The 20,195-nt window shown below is 46.2% G+C and carries 17 protein-coding genes; 12 read left to right on the top strand and 5 right to left on the bottom strand.

Going from position 1 to position 20,195, the window contains the following annotated elements:
- Position 1: 1 nt before the first annotated feature.
- The gene (locus tag OCV59_RS09655; protein ID WP_147594281.1) at positions 2-1,609 is read left to right on the top strand and encodes an amidohydrolase; all 1,608 of its coding nucleotides are present in this window, start codon (positions 2-4) and stop codon (positions 1,607-1,609) included.
- Positions 1,610-1,730: 121 nt separating this feature from the next.
- On the opposite strand, the gene OCV59_RS09650 is transcribed toward OCV59_RS09655, so the two are convergent.
- Positions 1,731-1,913 carry a ribbon-helix-helix domain-containing protein gene (locus OCV59_RS09650; RefSeq protein WP_147594280.1) on the bottom strand — a complete coding sequence of 61 codons (183 nt, stop codon included), beginning with the start codon at positions 1,911-1,913 and terminating at the stop codon, positions 1,731-1,733.
- A gap of 238 nt (positions 1,914-2,151) precedes the next feature.
- Between OCV59_RS09650 and OCV59_RS09645 the strand changes: the two genes are divergently transcribed.
- The 10 genes from OCV59_RS09645 (at position 2,152) to OCV59_RS09600 (ending at position 13,265) form a co-directional block, all read left to right on the top strand.
- The gene (locus OCV59_RS09645) at positions 2,152-3,558 is read left to right on the top strand and encodes a sigma-54 interaction domain-containing protein (protein ID WP_147594279.1); all 1,407 of its coding nucleotides are present in this window, start codon (positions 2,152-2,154) and stop codon (positions 3,556-3,558) included.
- Between the two features lie 378 nt (positions 3,559-3,936).
- Complete coding sequence (locus tag OCV59_RS09640; RefSeq protein ID WP_147594278.1) at positions 3,937-5,322, top strand: Na+/H+ antiporter NhaC family protein; 1,386 nt, start codon at positions 3,937-3,939, stop codon at positions 5,320-5,322.
- A gap of 45 nt (positions 5,323-5,367) precedes the next feature.
- Positions 5,368-5,799 (top strand): hotdog family protein, encoded by a 432-nt coding sequence (locus OCV59_RS09635; protein WP_147594277.1) that lies wholly within the window; start codon positions 5,368-5,370, stop codon positions 5,797-5,799.
- A gap of 39 nt (positions 5,800-5,838) precedes the next feature.
- A complete protein-coding gene (locus OCV59_RS09630) occupies positions 5,839-7,050 on the top strand; it encodes a CaiB/BaiF CoA transferase family protein (protein WP_262584292.1) in 1,212 nt (403 codons plus the stop codon).
- A complete protein-coding gene (locus tag OCV59_RS09625; RefSeq protein ID WP_147594275.1) occupies positions 7,047-8,249 on the top strand; it encodes a CaiB/BaiF CoA transferase family protein in 1,203 nt (400 codons plus the stop codon). The genes OCV59_RS09630 and OCV59_RS09625 overlap by 4 nt, the downstream gene beginning before the upstream one ends.
- Positions 8,250-8,582: 333 nt before the next feature.
- Positions 8,583-9,506 (top strand): DMT family transporter, encoded by a 924-nt coding sequence (locus tag OCV59_RS09620; protein WP_147594274.1) that lies wholly within the window; start codon positions 8,583-8,585, stop codon positions 9,504-9,506.
- Positions 9,472-10,896 (top strand): nicotinate phosphoribosyltransferase, encoded by a 1,425-nt coding sequence (locus tag OCV59_RS09615; protein WP_147594273.1) that lies wholly within the window; start codon positions 9,472-9,474, stop codon positions 10,894-10,896. The genes OCV59_RS09620 and OCV59_RS09615 overlap by 35 nt, the downstream gene beginning before the upstream one ends.
- Positions 10,897-11,011: 115 nt before the next feature.
- Positions 11,012-11,203 carry a hypothetical protein gene (locus OCV59_RS09610; RefSeq protein WP_147594272.1) on the top strand — a complete coding sequence of 64 codons (192 nt, stop codon included), beginning with the start codon at positions 11,012-11,014 and terminating at the stop codon, positions 11,201-11,203.
- Positions 11,204-11,269: 66 nt separating this feature from the next.
- Entirely contained in the window at positions 11,270-12,568 is a 1,299-nt protein-coding gene (locus tag OCV59_RS09605; RefSeq protein WP_147594271.1) for a TrkH family potassium uptake protein, read from the top strand.
- Between the two features lie 16 nt (positions 12,569-12,584).
- Entirely contained in the window at positions 12,585-13,265 is a 681-nt protein-coding gene (locus OCV59_RS09600) for a potassium channel family protein (RefSeq protein ID WP_147594270.1), read from the top strand.
- 123 nt (positions 13,266-13,388) lie between these two features.
- Here OCV59_RS09600 and fba read toward each other — a convergent pair whose 3' ends face one another.
- Together fba and OCV59_RS09590 are read right to left on the bottom strand one after the other, a co-directional pair.
- Positions 13,389-14,318: a class II fructose-1,6-bisphosphate aldolase gene (gene fba, locus OCV59_RS09595; RefSeq protein WP_147594269.1), complete on the bottom strand. Its 930-nt coding sequence runs from the start codon at positions 14,316-14,318 to the stop codon at positions 13,389-13,391.
- Positions 14,319-14,341: 23 nt separating this feature from the next.
- Positions 14,342-14,731 carry an MltG/YceG/YrrL family protein gene (locus OCV59_RS09590; RefSeq protein ID WP_147594268.1) on the bottom strand — a complete coding sequence of 130 codons (390 nt, stop codon included), beginning with the start codon at positions 14,729-14,731 and terminating at the stop codon, positions 14,342-14,344.
- Between the two features lie 496 nt (positions 14,732-15,227).
- Here OCV59_RS09590 and OCV59_RS09585 point away from each other — a divergent pair, with 496 nt between their 5' ends.
- Entirely contained in the window at positions 15,228-16,682 is a 1,455-nt protein-coding gene (locus OCV59_RS09585; RefSeq protein WP_147594267.1) for a solute carrier family 23 protein, read from the top strand.
- A gap of 174 nt (positions 16,683-16,856) precedes the next feature.
- Here OCV59_RS09585 and OCV59_RS09580 read toward each other — a convergent pair whose 3' ends face one another.
- Both OCV59_RS09580 and OCV59_RS09575 read right to left on the bottom strand, forming a co-directional pair.
- Complete coding sequence (locus tag OCV59_RS09580; protein ID WP_147594266.1) at positions 16,857-18,308, bottom strand: sigma-54-dependent transcriptional regulator; 1,452 nt, start codon at positions 18,306-18,308, stop codon at positions 16,857-16,859.
- Positions 18,309-18,310: 2 nt separating this feature from the next.
- Positions 18,311-20,095, bottom strand: coding sequence for a two-component system sensor histidine kinase NtrB (locus tag OCV59_RS09575; RefSeq protein ID WP_147594265.1), 1,785 nt, complete (start codon positions 20,093-20,095; stop codon positions 18,311-18,313).
- Positions 20,096-20,195: the final 100 nt, after the last annotated feature.

Raw genomic sequence — 20,195 nt, 5'->3', positions numbered from 1 at the left:
AATGAGTAAAAAAGCATTTAGGTGTAAGAACATATACACAGCAGTCTCGGATCAGCTGATAGACGGCTATGTCATAACGGATGAAGACAGGATAATCTTTGTAGGCACTGAATCTGAAGGAAAGAAATATATCGATACGAGCACGGAGATATTCGACGTGTACAACAATTTCATAATGCCGGGATTCAATGATTTTCATGTTCACCTTGTAAGTGCAGGACTCCTCGAGATGGATGGAATACTGAGATATATGAAATCAGAAGAAGAGGCTGCCAGATATCTGTGCCAGCTGCACAAGGATAACAAGAACAAGAGACTCATAATGGGTGGAGCATGGGATCCGTTGTTGTGGCCGGGTCATAAGAATCCTACGAAGGAAAGCCTGGACAAGTATTTTCCGAATGTTCCTGTATTCCTGATCAATAAGGAATGCCATGGGGCATGGGTCAACAGTGCGACACTGAGGATGTTTGGCATAGACAAGAATACACCGGATCCTTTGAATGGCTCATATAGCAGATATGAAGACAGCGAGCCGGACGGCTATGTGCATGAGATGGCTGCTGTCAAGATGCAGGAAAAGTTATTCGAAACGATAACGGATGAAGAGATCGCTGAGTACAGCAAGACCTTCATCAAGTCAGCCAACAGATACGGCATCACAGCGCTCGGCGATGTTGCCGGCGCCGGACCGGTGAGAGAAGCCGGATACAAGATACTCGAGGACAAAGGTGAACTGACAGCAAGAGTGCATTTTTACCCTATGTTCGATGAGGGTCTGGAGAGCGTACTGGAGAGAATGAAAACGTATAACAGCCCGATGCTGAGATGCAATGGCGTAAAGGCATTCATAGACGGCACGCCGCAGGGATATTCAGGCTATATGCTGGATGACTATTCAGATATGCCGGGAGAAAAAGGCTCGCCGATGAGAGATCCAGAGACTTTCATAAAGGAAGTATGCGATTTTCATAAGGCAGGTATACAGACGAGAGTTCATGCCTGCGGAGATGCCGGAGCAAGGCTGTGTCTGGATGCTGTCGAGGAAGCGTACAGACTTTACGGACGCAAGGATCTGAGACACTGCGTAGAGCATCTCGAATCCATGGATCCTGCGGATATCCCTCGTTTCGGGAATCTGGGAGTGGTAGCATCTGTTCAGCCTGAGCATATGCCTAAATATGATTTCGATCAGCATCCGTTCCACAAGATACTTGGCGAAGAGCGAATGAAGTATTCGTGGCCGTTCGAGTCCATAAGGAAGACGGGCGGAGTGCTGGCATACGGCACAGACTGCCCTGTAGTAGATGTTTCCCCGTTCAGAGGGATATTCAGATCAGTGACGAGACTTACCAATGAGGGTGAGCCTCAGGGCGGATGGAATCCGGGTGAGAGAGTGAGCATTCACGAATCACTCAAGGCATATACACTCGGAGGAGCGTATGCAGCTCACAGAGAGCACGAGCTGGGCACGATAGGTGTAGGTAAGCTGGCTGATATGGTGATTACTGAGCATAATCTGTTTGAATGCGCAACAGACAGACAGGCTATGTTCGACATGAAGGTCATCATGACGATCGTAAATGGAAATATAGTTTACAATTCCTGATAAACAAACATTAACTGAAGACGGGCGAGCGGGATATCCGGTCGTCTGTTTTCATGCATAATAAAAAATGAGCAGCCTGTCACATGGTAGATAGGCAGCGCTGCTCTTTTTGCTATGTAAATTATCTGTTGTCTTTTACCTCCATATGATTGAGCGCATAGCGCAGAGCCAGATTGATGAGCTCGTTGCGCGAGCGGTTCGTCTTTAGCGATAAGCTGTTGTACGCTTCCTGAAGAGTCTTGTCGATCCTTATTGTCATTGTAACTGTCTTGTCTTCCTTCGGTGTGATGATGAATTTTTCCATAATGTAATCCCTCCATTATTACTGATTACATTATAATGTTGATTTGCACCGCTAGACTATAACACATTATGAGTTACAAAATAGTTGCAATTTTGCATTGGAAGTTGATATAATTTAAAGACTCACACACTCATATTTTTGCATTGGCACATTAATTGCTTCATATAATTCTATCGATTCTAAATCAATTCTGGAAAAAATCATTCTGAGAAACACTATGTCAGGGAGGTAACTGAATATGGGAAAGTTTACTGAAAAACAGTTTATCGTCGAACATTATCAGGAGATGCTGAATATATTGAATACCCTCAAAGTCGGCGTTTTCATAACGGATGGAGAAGGCAAGGTGCTGATGCTAAATGAGGAGTCGGAGCGTACCGGAGGCGGTATGGCTATCGATGATATCCTTGGCAGGAATATGGAGGAGCTGCAGGCTGTAGGCTACGTGGACGAGTCGTCGGTGCTCAAGGCGATAGAGGACCGGAAAGAGTGCCGCATGATACAGAGACTGGCAAACGGAGGCAGTCTTTATCTGACAGCAGTCCCCTATTTCAACGATGATGATATAGAGCTGGTGATATGTACAGAAAGAGATATCACTGAGACGAAGGTCCTGGAAAAGATCCTCGACGAGACTAAAAAGCTTTCGGAAAAGCAGGCGAAGGAACTCGAGTATCTGCGTGCGAAGAGCAAGTCGAGGAAGTCTGACGTAATAGCAAAGAGCGATAAGATGAAGGATATACTGCAGACCGTCAGGCGTGTTGCCAGGCTCGACACTACGGTGCTGATATCAGGCGAATCGGGTGTAGGCAAAGAAGTGATAGCCAATTACATATTCAACATGAGCAACAGGGTCGACAAGCCTTTCGTAAAGATAAACTGCGCTGCGATCCCCGATAATCTGCTGGAATCAGAGCTGTTTGGCTATGAAAAGGGCGCGTTTACAGGTGCGGATTCGAATGGCAAGCCGGGCATGTTCGAGATAGCAAATGAGGGAACGCTGTTTCTTGACGAGATAACGGAGATACCGCTCAGACTGCAGGCGAAGCTGCTCAGAGTGCTGCAGGAAAGGGAGCTGATGCGCGTAGGCGGAAAGAAACCGATCAAGGTCAACGTCCGCATAATCGCAGCGACCAATGTAAATCTCAAGGAAGCCGTAAAGAACGGAGATTTCAGAGAGGACCTGTATTACAGGCTCAATGTCGTGCCTGTCGAGATACCGCCGCTCAGGGAACGCAAGGAGGACATAAAGGCACTGGCAGAGTATTTTGTATGTGTATTCTCCGACGAATACAATATCAAAAAAACTCTGTCGCAGGAGGCACTGGATGAGCTTGCGCATGCTCCGTGGTACGGCAATATAAGAGAGCTGCGCAACATGATAGAACGACTGATGGTGAGCTATGACGGCGAGCACATAACAGCCAGGCAGGTCAAGAACCTGTTGTTTTCCGGCAGCCGAAACTCAAACAGCATCGTAGCGGAAGACAATGTGACTCTCGGTGAGCTGATGGATGAGTATGAACGCGAAGTGCTGATGAGCTATCTCGAAAAATATTCTAATGCCGCTGAAGTCGCAAGAAAACTGCATGTAGACAAGTCGACGATAAGTCGCAAGCTGAGGAAGCAGCACATAAATGTATAGCTGAAAAGGACGAAATTATTTAGAAAACACAGCTGAATTTGCAATAGTTGCATTTCTGGAACCGGCAAAGGTGCGAGAATGCAACTTTTTTATTGCCCGAAAAGCGGCATAAACGCGATGTTTAGGGAATATTTTATACCGGCGGCAAATTAGTGATCGGAGTAGAGCAAGAAAACGTTGCAGAAAAACACCGAAACAATAGGCTGATATTTCAGAAATTTTAAAAACTGTTGAAATTTCAATGAAATTCAAAAATATTTATGCTTGGCATGGTTTGTGCAATTTATATAGGCGTGCACGAAACAATCAAGAAAAAGTTCTTAAGAATTGCCGTTACATCAACAGTATGTAATTTAAGAAGAGAAGGAGAGAAAGGTCATGGACAATTTTGGGCTATTAACATTGATACCGCCGGTAGTGATCATTGTATTCGCACTGGCGACCAAAAGAACGTTCGAAGCGCTCCTGCTGGGAGCAGTGATCGGATTCTTTATGACTGACAAGTGGAATGTACTGGGAGCTACGCTTGACGGCTTCTCAGTTACGGCAGCCGACAATATGTGGATGATACTCGTATTCGGTCTGCTGGGCGGATTCACATTCCTGCTTCAGCGCTCGAAAGGCGCACTGGGATTCGGTAAAATACTCCGCAAGTTCGCAAATTCAGAAAAGAAAACGCTGATGATCGGATGGGTGCTCGGAATCATCGTATTTATGGATGATTATCTCAATATTTTAACGGTGTCCACATCGCTGAGAGAAACATGTGACAAGTACAAATCGCCTAGAGAAATGCTGGCATATGTTATCGATTCGACAGGAGCTCCGGTATGCGTACTGATACCGCTTTCCACATGGGCAGTGTTCTATGCGGGAGTAGTCGGAGATGAGGCCGGCATGGCTGCATACGGAAGTGGAATGGATATATATGTTCAGTCACTGCCGTTTATTCTTTACGGATGGGTCGCAGTACTGGTGGTGCCGCTCGTTATCCTGGGTGTCATTCCAAAGATGTTCGGAATGAAAAAAGCGTATGAGAGAGTTGCAGAGACAGGCAGAGTATATTCGGAAAAAAGTGATAAATACAATCAGGGCATAACTGAATTCGATAAACTGATGGAATCCGAAGGAATGGATCAGGACGGAAAAGGCGGGAACATATGGTTCTTCGTCATCCCTCTGGCTGTCGTTATCGCAGTTTCACTGGTAACAGGAGACATACTCATAGGTCTGGCAGCAGCGATTATCGTGATGCTGATAATGTATCTGCCGACGAAAGCACTTTCGTTCGAGGGATTCTGCGAAGGGTTCGCATCAGGCTTCGCATCGATGGTGCCGATGATGTTCATAACTATAGGTGCGCTTACAGTACAGCTTTCGATGAACGGCATAGGACTTCCGGATTTCGTTATAAGTGCAGTGCTTCCGTACATGAATGCAGACCTGTTCCCTGCGATCACTTTCGTAGTCGTTGCAGCACTGTCATTCATCACAGGCAGCAACTGGGGCATACCGGCACTGACAGTTCCTATCCTTATCCCGCTGGCACTGGCAGGTGGAGCAAATCCGCTGATCGTGTTCGGGGCTATAGTATCAGGCGGTACATTCGGAAGCCACGCATGCTTCTATTCAGACGCTACGGTACTGACATCGCAGGCATGCGGAATCGAGAATCTCGAGCACGCATTCACGCAGTTCCCATATGCGGTATTATCAGCAATTATCGCACTGATAGGATTCCTGGTATGCGGATTCATATTCTAAAAGGTAAAAAAATATATTTTTAAGGTATTAAAAGGAGGATAAAAAATGGCTAAAATTGAAGCGGAAAGAAGAGATCTCGTTAGTGAAGTCAAAAAAGGCAGTGATGTTACAGAACTGAAATTCAGAACATCCATCCATGGTGAAGATATGCATTATCCGGGAGAAATGATCTCAGGATGCAAACTCATGGAAAAATGCATCGACTGCTGCACTGAGCTCAGCAACATCAGAGATGGCGGAGACGGCGGACTGTTCGTACGCACAGAGGGAAATATCCTCAGACCTGTACATATGCTGGATGCTGTTGAGATCGTATGCTGGCTGAAGAAACAGGGCAACAGATCGAGAGTATACGGATATGAAATGTATAAGACATCCGAATACGATCATAAGACAGATCGTTCGGAAGTTTTCGACGAACCTGTACTTACGGTAAAGGGTGACGTTACATTCGTTATAGCAAATCCTGTGGACTAGAATAGAAAAACAGTACTGGAGAAAATGCGGAGGGAAAAAATGACCAGAATATTAGACGGAGTGAAAATCATAGATTTTACTCAGGGCCATACAGGCAGCTACGGAACGATGCTTCTTGCTGACTTTGGTGCGGAGGTCATAAAGATAGAGGACCATAGAACAGGCGGGGATGTTCTCAGAAACAGCTTTCCAAAAAACGAAAAAGGCAGTGCGTATCATGCATATATGAATCGTGGAAAGCGAAGTGTGTGTGTTGACAGACATAGTGCAAAAGGGCAGGAAGTGATCGCTAAACTTATAGAACATGCTGATGTAGTATGCGAATCGTTTCCGGCAGGAGAGATGGAAAGGTGCAGTCTCGGATATGAAGAGATGAGCAAATTGAATCCGGCCATAATATATGCTTCACACACAGGATTCGGCAAGACTGGTCCGCTGAGCAACAGCGCAGGCAACGATCTCACTGCAGAAGCACTATGCGGTCTGATGCAGATCACGGGATATCCTGAAGATAAGCCTACGGCTCACGGATCGAGGATGGCGGATCAGTACGGAGGAGTTTTCCTTGCATTTGCGATAGTGAGTGCACTTATGGCAAGAGATGTCACGGGAGAAGGGCAGCAGATAGACATAGCATCTTCGGACTGCATGTTCACTGCACTCGAGGACAGTGTCGTAGAGGCGGCAATGTCGGGCAAACGCTTTGAAAGAGAAGGAAACCGTTCCAGAAGTATAGCACCGTATGATACCTTCGAGGTCAAGGACGGTATCGTATCGACAGCTGTTTCCACTAATGCTCAGTGGGAGAAATTCTGCGAAGCGATGGATATGGAAGAGCTGCTCGATGATCCGAGGTACGCTACTAATGAATCACGCGGAGAGAATTATGATACAAGTCTGAGAAAGATCATCGCCGATAAATTCAAGGACATGACAAAGTGGGAGATAGAAAACCTGCTCAGACCGTATAACATTCCGAGCGGACCTGGATACACCGTACCTGAAGCATTTGAAAGCGAACAGCTGAATTCCAGAAACATGGTAGTAGAAGTGGAAGATAAGCAGATCGGAAAGATAAGGATGCCTGGTTCCCCTATAAAAATATCAGGTATAGATGATGTACCGGCAGGTTCAGCGCCGCTTCTGGGAGAAGACACAGCTCAGCTCCTGGCAGATATCGGGTATACGGAAGAACAGATCGCAGGATTGATGGAAGAAAATATCGTAATGTGTGAAGGAGGAAGAAAATGAGACCATTAGAAGGAATAACAGTACTTGATTTCACACAGGCATACAGCGGTCCGTACTGTGCCATGAATCTGGCAGATTACGGCGCAAGAGTGATCAAAGTGGAGCGTATCGATACAGGTGATCAGTCCAGATTCTGGAACCCGTATGCAGCAAACGGAAACAGCGGATATTTTGCAGTATACAACCGCAACAAGGAAGGCATCGCAGTTGACATGAGAGCTCCTGAAGGCAAGGAGATAATAAAGAGGCTTTACGGGAAAGTAGATGTCGTACTGGAAAACTTCAAGTTCGGGACACTCGACAAGCTGGGACTCGGTTATGAGGAGATGAAGAAGATCAATCCGGAGATAATCTTCGGCTCGATAACGGGATTCGGGCAGACAGGTCCGCTGAGAGCAAACACGGCATATGACAATGTTATCGAATGTATGAGCGGTTTTATGGAAATGACAGGATTTCCAGAATTCCCGCCGCTTCGCTCCGGAGCTTCAGTAGCCGACAGTTATACAGGCCTCACAATGGCGCTTGCAATCACACTGGCCTGCTATGACAAGAAGCGAACGGGCAAAGGACGAAGGATCGATGTTGCTATGCTGGACACGATGTTTGCGACTATCGAAGATGCAGTGCTGGCATATGCCCTTACAGGGAAAGAAATAAGCAGGACAGGTAACGCAAAACCGAGAGAGATCGTACCGTATGATACATACTACTGTGCAGATGATTTTATAGCAGTTGGAATAAACGATGAATCAATGTGGCCTGATTTCTGCGATGCGCTTGAGATGCCTGAGCTCAAAGACGATCCCCTTTATGCTACGAATGACCTCAGATGCAGCAATTTTGCAGAGTTTACAAAACTGATGCAGAGCGTTTTCAGGGAAAAGACGTCAGACTGGCTTCTGGAAAGATTCTGGCAGTTCAATATACCGGCATCAGTCATAGTAGATCCTGTCGATGACATGACAAATCCTCAGATGCTGGCAAGAAATATGATAATCGATATAGATGATCCTAACGTAGGGCGATTCACGGCATTCGGAATACCTGTGAAGTTCAGCAAGACGCCGGGATACATCAGGAAACCGTCTCCGCTCTTAGGTGAAAACAGCATAGATGTTTTAAAAGAGGCAGGATATACTCCTGAAGAAATAGAAGGATTCATTTCAGGTGAGATAATAGGAGTTCCTGCGGAATAATGCAAAGCTGCAGGTTTGCCGGCGAATAGTACAGCGAGGTCCGCGCATGAAAAAGTGTTTTCATTGCGCGGCCTCGCTTTTTGTTAAGGGAAAACGTGCAGGATCGGATGCGAAGTGCCTGTGAAGCGGTCGTGAGCATTAAGGTCGTGTTGACCGGAAGAGCTGCGGCGAGTTTTGACCGGAAGATATGCATCGGGTTTTGACTGGTAAAATTTATAAAAGATTGTAGTGTCTTGAAATAGATGATATAATAATAAATGACGTGCTGAAAAAAGTATTTAAAATCGTACTTATTTTGTGTTTTTTTATTTAGTTGATTAGGTGGTGAATTTTTTGAGAGAAAAAAGCACGGCATTTTTACTGATGTGTCTTCTGGTGTGTTTCTGGGGACTCGACTACGTAGTGGCAAAAGATGCGCTGAACATACTGGAACCGATGAACCTGCTGTTTCTTAAATACCTGGTAGGTGCGTTGCTTGTATTTGGAATCAAGCTCAAGCAGGATCGGAAGACGATCGTAAGACCGAAGGATATCCCTTTTTTTATACTGTGTTCACTGACAGGCGAGATCCTGTATTTCTTCTGTGAATACACAGCGATGGATTATCTGCCGGTATCACTTATCACTATAATATTATCGTTTGTTCCTGCCGTTTCTATAATAGCTGAACGTATCATATTCAGAAGGAAATTCACATGGAAGATGTTAATGGGAGTAATAATATGCATAATAGGTGTAGCGATAGTGATCGGCGCTGATTTCAGGACTTTGCTGCACGGGCGAATGACCGGATATCTGCTGGCTTTCGGAGCAGTCATTTCGTGGAACATCTATAATTTCATGACGGCATCACTGTCATCGAATTATTCAGGGACTACTATGGCGTTCAACCAGCTGTTCTGTACGCTGCTGCTGGTCGGACCGTATGCTGTTCATACTATGCCGCCGATGGATACATTCACGCCGGCTGTGACGTTAGAGGTGATATATCTCGGACTGGTGAACGGCGGACTTGGTTTCATGATAATGGTAAACGGACTGCGGGTCCTGGGGCCTACGATATCAGCAATGTTTTCGAATTTCCTGCCTGTTACTGCCACAGTCTTCGGATGGATCCTGCTGGGAGAATCCGTGGGAGTGATGCAGCTGATAGGAGGAGCGATAGTTATAGCGTCATCATGTATAGTAATTACAGAGAAAGGTAAGATGGAGGAACAGTTAAATGATAGAGAAGCTGAACCTGACAATGTTGACTGATTTTTATGAAATAACCATGGCGAATGGATATTTCTGCAGTGATATGGCTGATGACATAGCGTATTTCGATATGTTTTTCAGAAGGATACCTGACGGGGGCGGATACGCCATCATGGCAGGTCTTGAACAGCTGATAGAGTATCTGAAAAACCTCGAATTCACTGATGAAGATATAGAATATCTGAGAGCGAAGAAGCTTTTTGATGAAAGATTCCTCGAATATCTCGCAGATTTTAAATTCACATGCGATGTGTGGGCGGTGCCGGAAGGAACACCTATCTTCCCGGGAGAGCCGCTGATCACGGTAAGAGGCCCTGTGATGCAGGCGCAGTTCATCGAAACTATGCTGCTGCTGATAATAAACCATCAGAGCCTCATCGCGACAAAGGCGAGCCGGATAACCAGGGCAGCTGCAGGAAGACCTGTCATGGAGTTCGGCACGAGACGTGCGCACGGAGTGTCTGCCGCTGTATACGGAGCCAGAGCTGCGTACATAGGCGGATGTGCGGGAACTGCATGTGCTATCGCGGACAGAGAGTACGGCACGCCGGCTATGGGAACGATGGCGCACAGCTGGGTGCAGATGTACGACAACGAGTACGAGGCATTCAAGAAATATGCCGAGATATATCCTACGAACTGCGTGCTGCTGGTGGATACCTACAACGTGCTTAAATCAGGTGTTCCGGCGGCTATCAAGGTGTTTAAGGAAGTCAAGCCTGAAAAGATGGGCATAAGGATAGACAGCGGAGATATATCGTATCTCACAAAGAAAGCGAGAAAGATGCTCGACGATGCAGGACTTCAGGAATGTTCGATCGTGGTATCTAATTCTCTTGACGAATATCTGATAAGAGATATCCTCTCAGAGGGTGCATGTGTCGATTCCTTCGGCGTAGGAGAACGTTTGATAACTGCAGGCTCGGAGCCTGTATTCGGCGGAGTGTACAAGCTGTCTGCTCTCGAAAAGAACGGCAAGATGATACCGAAGATAAAGAAGAGCGAAAACATCGAAAAGATAACTAATCCGGGATTCAAGAGCGTTTACAGATTTTTTGACAAGGACAGCCACAGAGCGCTTGCTGACGTCATCGTGCTTGACGGAGAGATAATCCCTGAAAACGATGAATACGAGATCTTCGATCCCAAGGCAGTGTGGAAGCGCAAGAAGATCAAGAACTATTATGTGAGAAACCTGAGGAAGCAGATCTTTGAAGGCGGCAAGTGTGTGTATGAGTCACCGTCGATCGATGAGATCAAGGCTTACTGCGCTCAGCAGCTCGATGCCATGTGGGACGAGATGAAGCGTTTTGAAAACCCGCAGACATACTATGTCGATCTTTCATACAACCTGTGGAAGCTGAAGCATGACATGCTTGAGGAACTTTGATTTGCATATACAGCGCCCGCCTGAATGGCGGGCGCGATTTTTAACAAAAAATTTTAACACTATTTTAACTGTACTTCTCAAATTTCTGTGCTATAATGGGCGTGATGGAGGGTTTATGTTAAACGAAGCAGAAGAAACTGACAAAAGTGATTTTATTGATATGAGGGCAGCAGCGCTGTCGTTTTGCTGTATAGCTCTTATAAGATCAGCGGTTTGTTTTTTTAAAAATATTCACATCTTACTAGAAACGGGAACTGGTTTTCCGGATTTTGATATACCTGCAGATATCGGTATAGCGTATACATAAGGGGCGGTTTTTCAGCTTCAAATTTTAAAGTTACTGAATATATAACAGGAGAAATTACAAATATATATGTTTAATAAAATAAAAAAATTGTCGACCGTGCGGATAGTGGCTATCGGTTTCGCGGCTGCGATACTGCTGGGATCAGGGCTGCTGATGCTGCCTTGCTGTATCCGAGACGGGGTCACGCTTCACTATATTGATGCCCTTTATACTTCTACAAGCGCAGTATGTGTGACAGGGCTTATTGCTGTTGATGCGGGGGATACATTTACACCTCTTGGTCAGTTTTTTCTTGGATTTCTTATACAGATAGGAGGACTTGGTGTTACGGCTGTAGGCGCAGGTGTGATAGTAGCGGTAGGAAAGCGAGTCGATTTAAGAGGCAGGAATATAATAAAAGATGCGATGAACCTGACTACAGGAAAAGGGATGGTGAAGTTTATAAAAAGCATCTTTTTAACGACAATGGTTTTCGAGTTGACAGGAGCTCTGTTAAGTTCATTTGTATTCATCCAGGATTATCCACCGCTTAAGGCTGCAGGAATAAGTCTCTTTCATTCAGTTGCTGCGTTCAATAATTCCGGATTTGATATACTGGGCGGCTTTCAGAATCTCATTCCGTATCGTAACAATGTGTTTCTTAACCTGGTTACATGCATACTTATCTTTTTCGGTGGAATAGGGTTTCTGGTAATAAGAGAAATGATCACAAAAAAGTTCAGGTGGAGAAAGTTTTCTATGCACACGAAAATCGTGATTTCAGTGAGTCTGATACTTATCGTGACGGGGACACTGCTGATAAAGCTTACAGAAGACGTCACATGGCTGGGAGCATTTTTTTTCAGTGTTTCAGCGAGAACAGCAGGGTTTTCTACTTATCCTCTTGGCAGATTTTCAGACCCGGGGCTGCTTATACTGATCGTTCTGATGTTTATCGGCGCTTCGCCGGGCTCTACAGGAGGCGGAATAAAGACCAGCACATTTTTTGTACTGCTGCAGGGAATAAAATCGTCTGCAACAAACAAGATGGAGGAGGCTTTCCACTACTCTGTACCTAAAGATGCTTTCAGAAAAGCATCGGTTATAACCATGATTGCTGTCGGTGTGATCCTTGTCGGAACATATCTGATGCTGATCATGGAGCCGGATGTTTCACTAATGGATGCTCTCTTTGAGGTCACAAGCGCATTCGGTACTGTAGGATTATCAACAGGCATAACGACAAATCTTGGAATCGGTGCGAAACTGCTCTCTATAATAGTAATGTATATAGGGAGGCTCGGTCCGCTGACGATAGCTACAGTATGGTATTTTATAAAAGGAGAACGTACAAGTTATCCGGAAGGAAATATTTCTATAGGATAAAGCTGGAGGTGTAAAAATGTTTGGCAGATATAAAGATGATAACGTTTCATATGGCATAGTGGGGCTTGGCAGATTCGGATATGCACTGGCAAAAGCACTGGCAGAACTGGATGCAGATCTGCTGATCCTTGATCAAGATGAAGAAAAGATAAGAGATATGAGAGAGTATACAGAAAATGCGCTTGTGATAAAAAATCTGGACAAAGCTTCTCTTATGGAGACGGGTATACAGAATTGCGATATTGCGATAGTGTGTATAGGTGAACAGATGGATATTTCTATTCTTACTACACTTCATCTTGTATCGATGGGAATACCGGAAGTAGTTGCAAGGGCTACCAGTGCAGAGCATGGTGAAATACTTGAAAAGCTTGGAGCGAAAGTGGTTTATCCTGAACGTGATATGGCCGAGAGGCTCGCAAAGCGTATGGAAGAAGCTAATATGCCTGAATTTGCACAGCTCAATGACAAAGTAGGTATAGCGAAGCTAACTGTTGCATATGAAATGGAAGAGGAAACTGTTTACGATGTGGATATCGAAACAAGATTTGCTGTAAAGCTTATCGCAATTGAAAGTAACAGTGAGATACTGAGTGATATCGATCCATATTATGAATTCAAGGAGGATGATGTCATTTATGTTCTGGGGAATATAGATGATATTAAAAAGCTGACAGACTGGATAGAGGAAAATTGATCATGAACTCTGACATACCCTGAGATGTGATCATTAGAATCATAAAAAGCGTATGCAATGCCTGAAATACAGGCATACATACGCTTTTTCATTATCCATTCAAATCTTTTTATGATCGGAGATCTATCTCTTGCCTGATGCATTGAGAACGTTTCTGATCTTGTGCTGTACCATGCGCTTGATGGCGTCTCTTGCAGGTCCGAGATACTTTCTAGGGTCAAAATCAGCAGGATGCTCTACGAAATGCTTTCTGATCTCCGCAGTCATCGCAAGTCTCAGGTCAGTATCGATGTTTACTTTGCATATACCGTCTTTTGTAGCTGTTCTGATCATATCTTCAGGCACTCCCTGAGCTCCGGGGATGTTTCCGCCGTATTCATTGCACTTTGATACGAATTCAGGAAGTACTGTCGATGCGCCGTGAAGAACGAGAGGTGTATCAGGTATAAGCTTGTGGATCTCTCTGAGTCTTTCAAAGTCAAGGTAAGGTTCACCCTTGAACTTGTATGCGCCATGGCTTGTGCCGATAGCTATAGCCAGAGAATCGACACCTGTTTTTTCAACGAATTCAGCAGCCTCTTCAGGGTCTGTGAATGTAGCGTTCCTTGCATCTACCTTGATGTTGTCTTCTATACCTGCGAGCTTTCCGAGCTCGGCTTCTACTACAACACCCTTGCTGTGTGCGTATTCTACGACTTCCTTTGTAAGACGCATGTTTTCTTCAAAAGGATGCTTCGAACCGTCGATCATTACGGAAGTGAATCCGTCATCTACGCATTTCTTACATATGTCGAAATCTTCACCGTGATCGAGGTGGAGCGCGATGTCAAGACCTGTATCCATTATAGCAGCTTCTACCAGCTTTAAAAGATATGCGGGTTTTGCGTACTTTCTCGCACCTGCGGAAACCTGCAGGATCAGAGGAGCCTTTTCTTCCTGTGCAGCTTCTACTATACCCTGAATGATCTCCATGTTGTTGACATTGAATGCACCTACTGCATAATCCTGTGTCAATGCTTTTTCAAACATCTCTTTTGTAGTAACTAGAGCCATGATTGCCTCCTTATTAAATGGTTCTACTCAGTTATAATATTTAAGATCTCTTCTTGTAAAGAGCTAATTGGTATCTCGTATGTGCCGGCTTTGATAGATGATTCTTTGCCGGAGCTTGTGATATATTCCTCAAATTCGGACTTAGATGATATGAGTCCTGCATCATATATCTTCTGCGCCACAGTCGAAGCTGTGTCTGAGTCCTCGATGGTCACTGATATTTTCTCCTTTTCAGCAGAAGCCGGTTCTGTCGTCGTCGTTTCTGCTGTTGCCGCGGCCTGTTTGGCAAGCTTTGCGGGATAGTCCATGATGGCCCCGATCCTCGTGTATATTATCAGCGCAGCTACTGCTAGTATTATAAGTACGATTATTATATCATTTTTATTGTAAAAAAAGTCCTTTAATTTTTTCATCCATATACTCCTTAACAAGACAAGTATGCAGCAGTGACGAAAATACGGGCAAAGTGGATCTGCCTGAGATTTACTGTCATTGCATACATATATACTTTAACATATTTCAGAATCTTTCTCAAATCCAAACGATATGATTTTGATGAAAATTTCTTCACAATGAAGCGGGTCATCTGCGGAGCAGGCAGGCGCCCGCGCAGTGTGCCATAAGTGGCACAAAAGCGGGCGCTCAGACACCGGGCGCGCACTGTGCACGCCCGGTGGGCAGAACGTGCAGAGCATGATGGAGACCCTCGGATCAAAACGGGTCTGCGTTTTGCAAAACACTCAAACGCAGTGGATGCAAGGGGAGAAATGAAGTGTGCCGGCTCTTTGCATAAAAAAATAAAATAAAGTATGCCATAATGGCACAGAAGTTGCTTTATATATCGGTGAAACATCAGGTACAGTTGTTTCAGGAGAAATAATGATCATATTTACTATTGGAGGTGCAGAGATGAAAGAGTATATGCCTTACGGGCAGGAACAGCCTTATATCAAAGCCGGACCGTTCAAGATCCGTCTTCCGTTCATACATTATCGTTTTGAGATCGCAGACTACATACAGGGGCTGCTGATGTGCGCTGTATGTCTTGGTGCGATACCTCTTCTGCAGGAAAACCTGGGGATGCCGTTCAGCGTTGCCCTGGCGATCGTCACATTGAATGGTTTCCTGTATACATGGCACACTTTCCTGGGTGACCCGGTAGTTCCCGGATGGATAACTCCGGCGATACCTCTTCTGGTCGCATACTGCCTCACTTTCCCTGAAGGACAGGCCAGGATGCAGGCACTGTGCGCATTTGAGATAACTCTCGGTGTGTTCTCGATAGTTCTCGGTGTTACAGGGATAGCAGGAAAGCTCGTAAATCTTATCCCGCCGGCAATCAAGTCAGGCGTAATACTCGGGGCAGGTATATCGGCGATATATATGATATTCAGCGACGATACGAAGTTCGCGGCAATGCCTTATACGACTACGATCTGTCTGGTAATAGCATTTTACCTGCTGTTCTCGAACGGATTCAAGAGACTGAGCACTAAGAACAAATTCTTTGAGACTATAGCCAACCTGGGGATCCTTCCTGCAGTACTGATCGCAGTCATCGTGGCTCCGCTCGTAGGCGAGACGGCTTTCCCTACGATAGAATGGGGGTTCTCACATCCTGATTTTGCGGCTCTCTGGACTGACTGGGTGCCATGGGGAACACTCGGATGGCCAAGCATAAAGATGTTTATCAGCGCGATACCTACAGTCCTCGCTATTTACATAGTACTCTTCGGTGACGTGGTACAGAGCAAATCTCTCGTACACGATGCAGATGTGACAAGACCTGATGAAAAGATCGACTATGATCCGAACAGAGCTCATCTGATCTTCGGGATCAGAAACACTATCATGGGCGTTATCGGACCTGACCTGACGATGTGCGGACCTCTGTGGGCAGCAATGCAGGTAGTCGTATGTGAAAGATACAAAAAAGGCAAGAAGAGCATGGGATCGATATTCGGAGGAGCTGCATGCTTCAGATTCGGTACATTCACAGGCTACTGGCTCATGCCTATCGTATCGCTGGTACAGCCGATACTGTCGGTAGCGCTGTCACTGACGCTCGTCGTTCAGGGCTTCGTAAGTGTCCGTATCGGTGTGCAGCAGGCTAAGAGCTTCAAGGATCTCGGTATAGCAGGTGTCATCGCAGGAGTTCTCGTTATAAAGGGTTCTGCATGGGGACTTGCAGTAGGTATACTCGCATGCCTGCTCTGCTACGGAAAAGATTTCTTCAAGGGCGACACTACATTCGGACATCTCTGGTCCCCTGAAGTCGAAGCTATGATAAATGAAGAAAGCACACTCGACGATGATGAAACCGAAAAGCATGAAGAAGCAAAGGGTGAACCCGTACACGCATAAGATATGGCGCGTAACGGTACACGATGTCAGATGTCTGGCGTATGATGATCACAGAGATCATGTGTATAACTGGATGATATAAATATTATGGCGAAGCGGAAACGCCGTGCTGCAAAACCTGATGATGGCTGCAGCACGGCGTTTCTGTTTTCGATCTTTGTGCTATCTATGACTTTATGCTTCGGTGATCTCGTATTTCTGTATCTTGCGGTGCAGCGATCTGCGACTGATGCCGAGAGCGAGCGCGGTCTTTGTCTTGTTGCCGCCGTGTTCCTTCAGCGCTCTGACGATCACTTCGCGTTCGCGGTCGTCGATGGCACTGCTGAGTGAGTCGGCCGTTTTTGATGTGCTGACGGCAGATGCAGATGGCGGTGTGGATGCGGTGCCGTCTGCGTGAGAAAGCGGAACTGACTGTGAGCTTTCTTTGTCTATGTCATCGCTGCTGTTTTCGGTTTCAAGCGCATATGAAATGATCTCAGGCGGCAGGCTGTCTGCACCTATGATGTCGTCTTCTGTTATCACGACACATCGTTCAATGATGTTCTCGAGTTCTCTTATATTGCCCGGCCAGTTGTAGTTTTTTAGGCACGCCATGGCTTCGGGGCTCATGCTCTTGACTGCGCATCCGGAGATGCCTGCAGAAGATCTGAGGAACACGTTGACGAGATCTTCGATATCTTCCTTTCGTTTGCGGAGAGGCGGCAGCTGGATAGGGACGACATTGAGTCTGTAGTAAAGGTCTTCGCGGAATTCCCCGGCCTTTACAGCTTCCTTCAGGTCTCGGTTCGTGGCTGCGATGATGCGCACGTTGACGGATACCGGCTTTATCCCTCCGAGGCGTTCAAAGGTGCGCTCCTGCAGCACGCGAAGGAGCTTCACCTGCAGCTGGGGCGATATATCACCTATTTCATCGAGGAATATGGTCCCGCCGTCTGCGATCTCGAAGCGCCCCGGTTTCGATGAAGATGCTCCTGTAAATGCACCCTTTTCATAGCCGAACAGCTCGCTTTCGAGGAGGTTGTCGGGGATGGCGCCGCAGTTGACTTTTATCATGGGCTTGTCACATCGCCGGCTCCACTGGTGTATGGCTGTCGATATGACTTCTTTTCCGGTACCGGTCTCACCCAGTATCAGGACTGTGGAGTCGGAGACTGCGACTTTTTTTGCCAGCTTGTATACCTGCTGCATAACGGGGCTGTTGCTTGTCGTTTTGCTATCATCTGAGTCGCTGAGTCTGTAGTTGAGGTCATCGCCGCTGTCTGCTGTCAGCAGGATCTTGCGTACCGTCGTGACGATCTCTTTGAGGTCGAACGGTTTGGTGATATAGTCCTGAGCGCCGCTTCGTATCGCATCTATCGCAGTTTCTGTGGTTGCAAATGCGGTGATCAGGATAAAGCCGATGCCGGGTTCTTCTTCTTTCACCTTGTGCAGGAATTCTATGCCGGACATTTCAGGCATTTTGATATCGCTTATTATAAGGTCGATGCTGTTTTTATGGAAAATCTCCAGTCCTTCGCTGCCGTTGCATGCGGTCAGGACGGTAAAGCCTTCTTTTTCAAGGACTTTGCATATCAGCTGACGTACGTTCTGTTCGTCGTCAACGACCAGTATAGTTTTGTTGTTCATTATCAGTCATCCTCCTCTTCGATTACAGCCGGGAGCATTATCGTGAATTTTGTCATTTCGCCTTCTATGCTTTCGGCTTCTATGATGCCGTGGTGAGCTTTGATCGTGCGAAGTGCGATAGGAAGTCCCAGTCCGGTACCGGTATCCTTTGTCGTGAAGAACGGGTCGAATATCTTTTCGGATATTTCCGGCGGTATCCCTTTGCCTGTGTCGCTGACAGACGCGCAGACCATGTTCCTGTTTTTGTCGAAGCTGGTCTTGAGGTGTATGCAGCCTCCGTCAGGCATAGCCTGTGATGCGTTCAGCATCAGGTTGATGAATACGGATTCCAGCATTTCTCTGTCGATCATCACGCGAGGCGTCCTGCTGAATTCGCACTTGACGGAAACACTGTCGCTCCTGTCCTTGCTCGTAAGATCGACTACATACTGCATGATTTCCTCGATGTGCAGCTTTTCTGTCTCAGGCAGACGCGGGCGGGCGTAATTCAGCAGCAGATTGAGCATGTTGGTCAGTCTGTCGGTCTCATGCATGATGATGTCAAGTTCGTCGAACTCCATACCTTTTTCATTCAGCATCATTTCGAGATACTGTGTATTGCCGCGTATACTCGTCAGCGGATTTTTGATCTCGTGAGCCATGCTTGCCGCGATCTCTCCGAGCGTCTCCATGGTCTTGACTCTGTTGGCGCTTTCCTCGAAGCTGTGTATGTCTTCTATCTTTCGGAACACGCAGATGGCGCCGATGACTTCTCCCTGGAGTCCGAACTGGATATTGATGCTGTATTCGACAGGTATAGTTTCGCCGGAGATATTTCTTATATCGGTTATCGTTTTTATCTGCAGCGAGCCGCGGCTCAGGCATCTCTTGAGCTCGGATATGAGTTTCTTTATCTGCGGCGGCGTAGGGTTGCTGATGCTGATACCGATGATGTCATCGGGATGGATGCCGGTGATCTCTTCAGCCGTACTGTTGAAGGTAGTGATCTCGCCGATATTGTTTATGCTGATTATCCCCGTCGGCAGATTGTTGTATGTCTCGTCCACATACGCCATGATCTCCTGCATCGATACTGCTTCAGCAGATTTGTCGAGGACCTGCTGCATAGTGTCCTTCAGCTTGTTGAGCATCAGATTGAATGAATCCGCGATGTCCGCGAGTTCGGTGCCCTCGGATACCTGTATGCCGCGGCTGATGTCGCCGTCGGCGATGCGTTCGGCATCCTCTGCGAGTTTTTTGATCGGAGCCTGTATTTCGTAGGATATTTTTTTGCCCACAGGCCAGAGTATCAGTATGATGATTATTATGGCTATGATGATGATCGTCTTGATATTGGTCACCGTCTGCATGTAGTCGGACTTTGCCTCTTCGGCACATAGAAACCAGCCGGGTTCGCCGGTCTGTACGGGAGCGAGTGCGGATATATAGTACTTTCCGTTTTTGTAAACTTTCTGGACGTTTGATTTTCCGGAGAAGTCAAGGTCATATGGCGTCTCCTCGTCACTGCATCCTTTCATCGTTCCGTCGGCATTGATGAAAAAATAGTGGCAGGCGAGGTCGCCGCGGTCGATGGTGTCGAGCACTGACGTGTCAGGAGAAGTCCTGCCTTCCAGCTCCTGTGAAACGGCTCGCGATGCGGTCAGGACTTTGTCGCGCATATCATCATGCTTCAGCCCTTCGATAGCGTAGTCCATTGCAAACACAGTCATGTAACCTATGATCACAGTAAGGCATATGGCGAGCGTAACTAGAAAAAACATTGTCTTTGTCTGTATGGATCTGAACATGATGACCTCCTGAGTCTGTTATTTGCTGCTATGATTTTAACACCATTTTATAAACAATGGTATAAAATTTATTTATAATAATTGGTACAAAAAATTGTAT

Origin of the sequence: Brotomerdimonas butyrica (assembly GCF_025567305.1) — a bacterium.
In the GTDB taxonomy this organism is placed as follows: domain Bacteria; phylum Bacillota; class Clostridia; order Peptostreptococcales; family Anaerovoracaceae; genus Lentihominibacter; species Lentihominibacter butyricus.
Note: the sequence above shows the minus strand (reverse complement) of the source record. Positions and strands in the feature narration are given on the sequence as shown.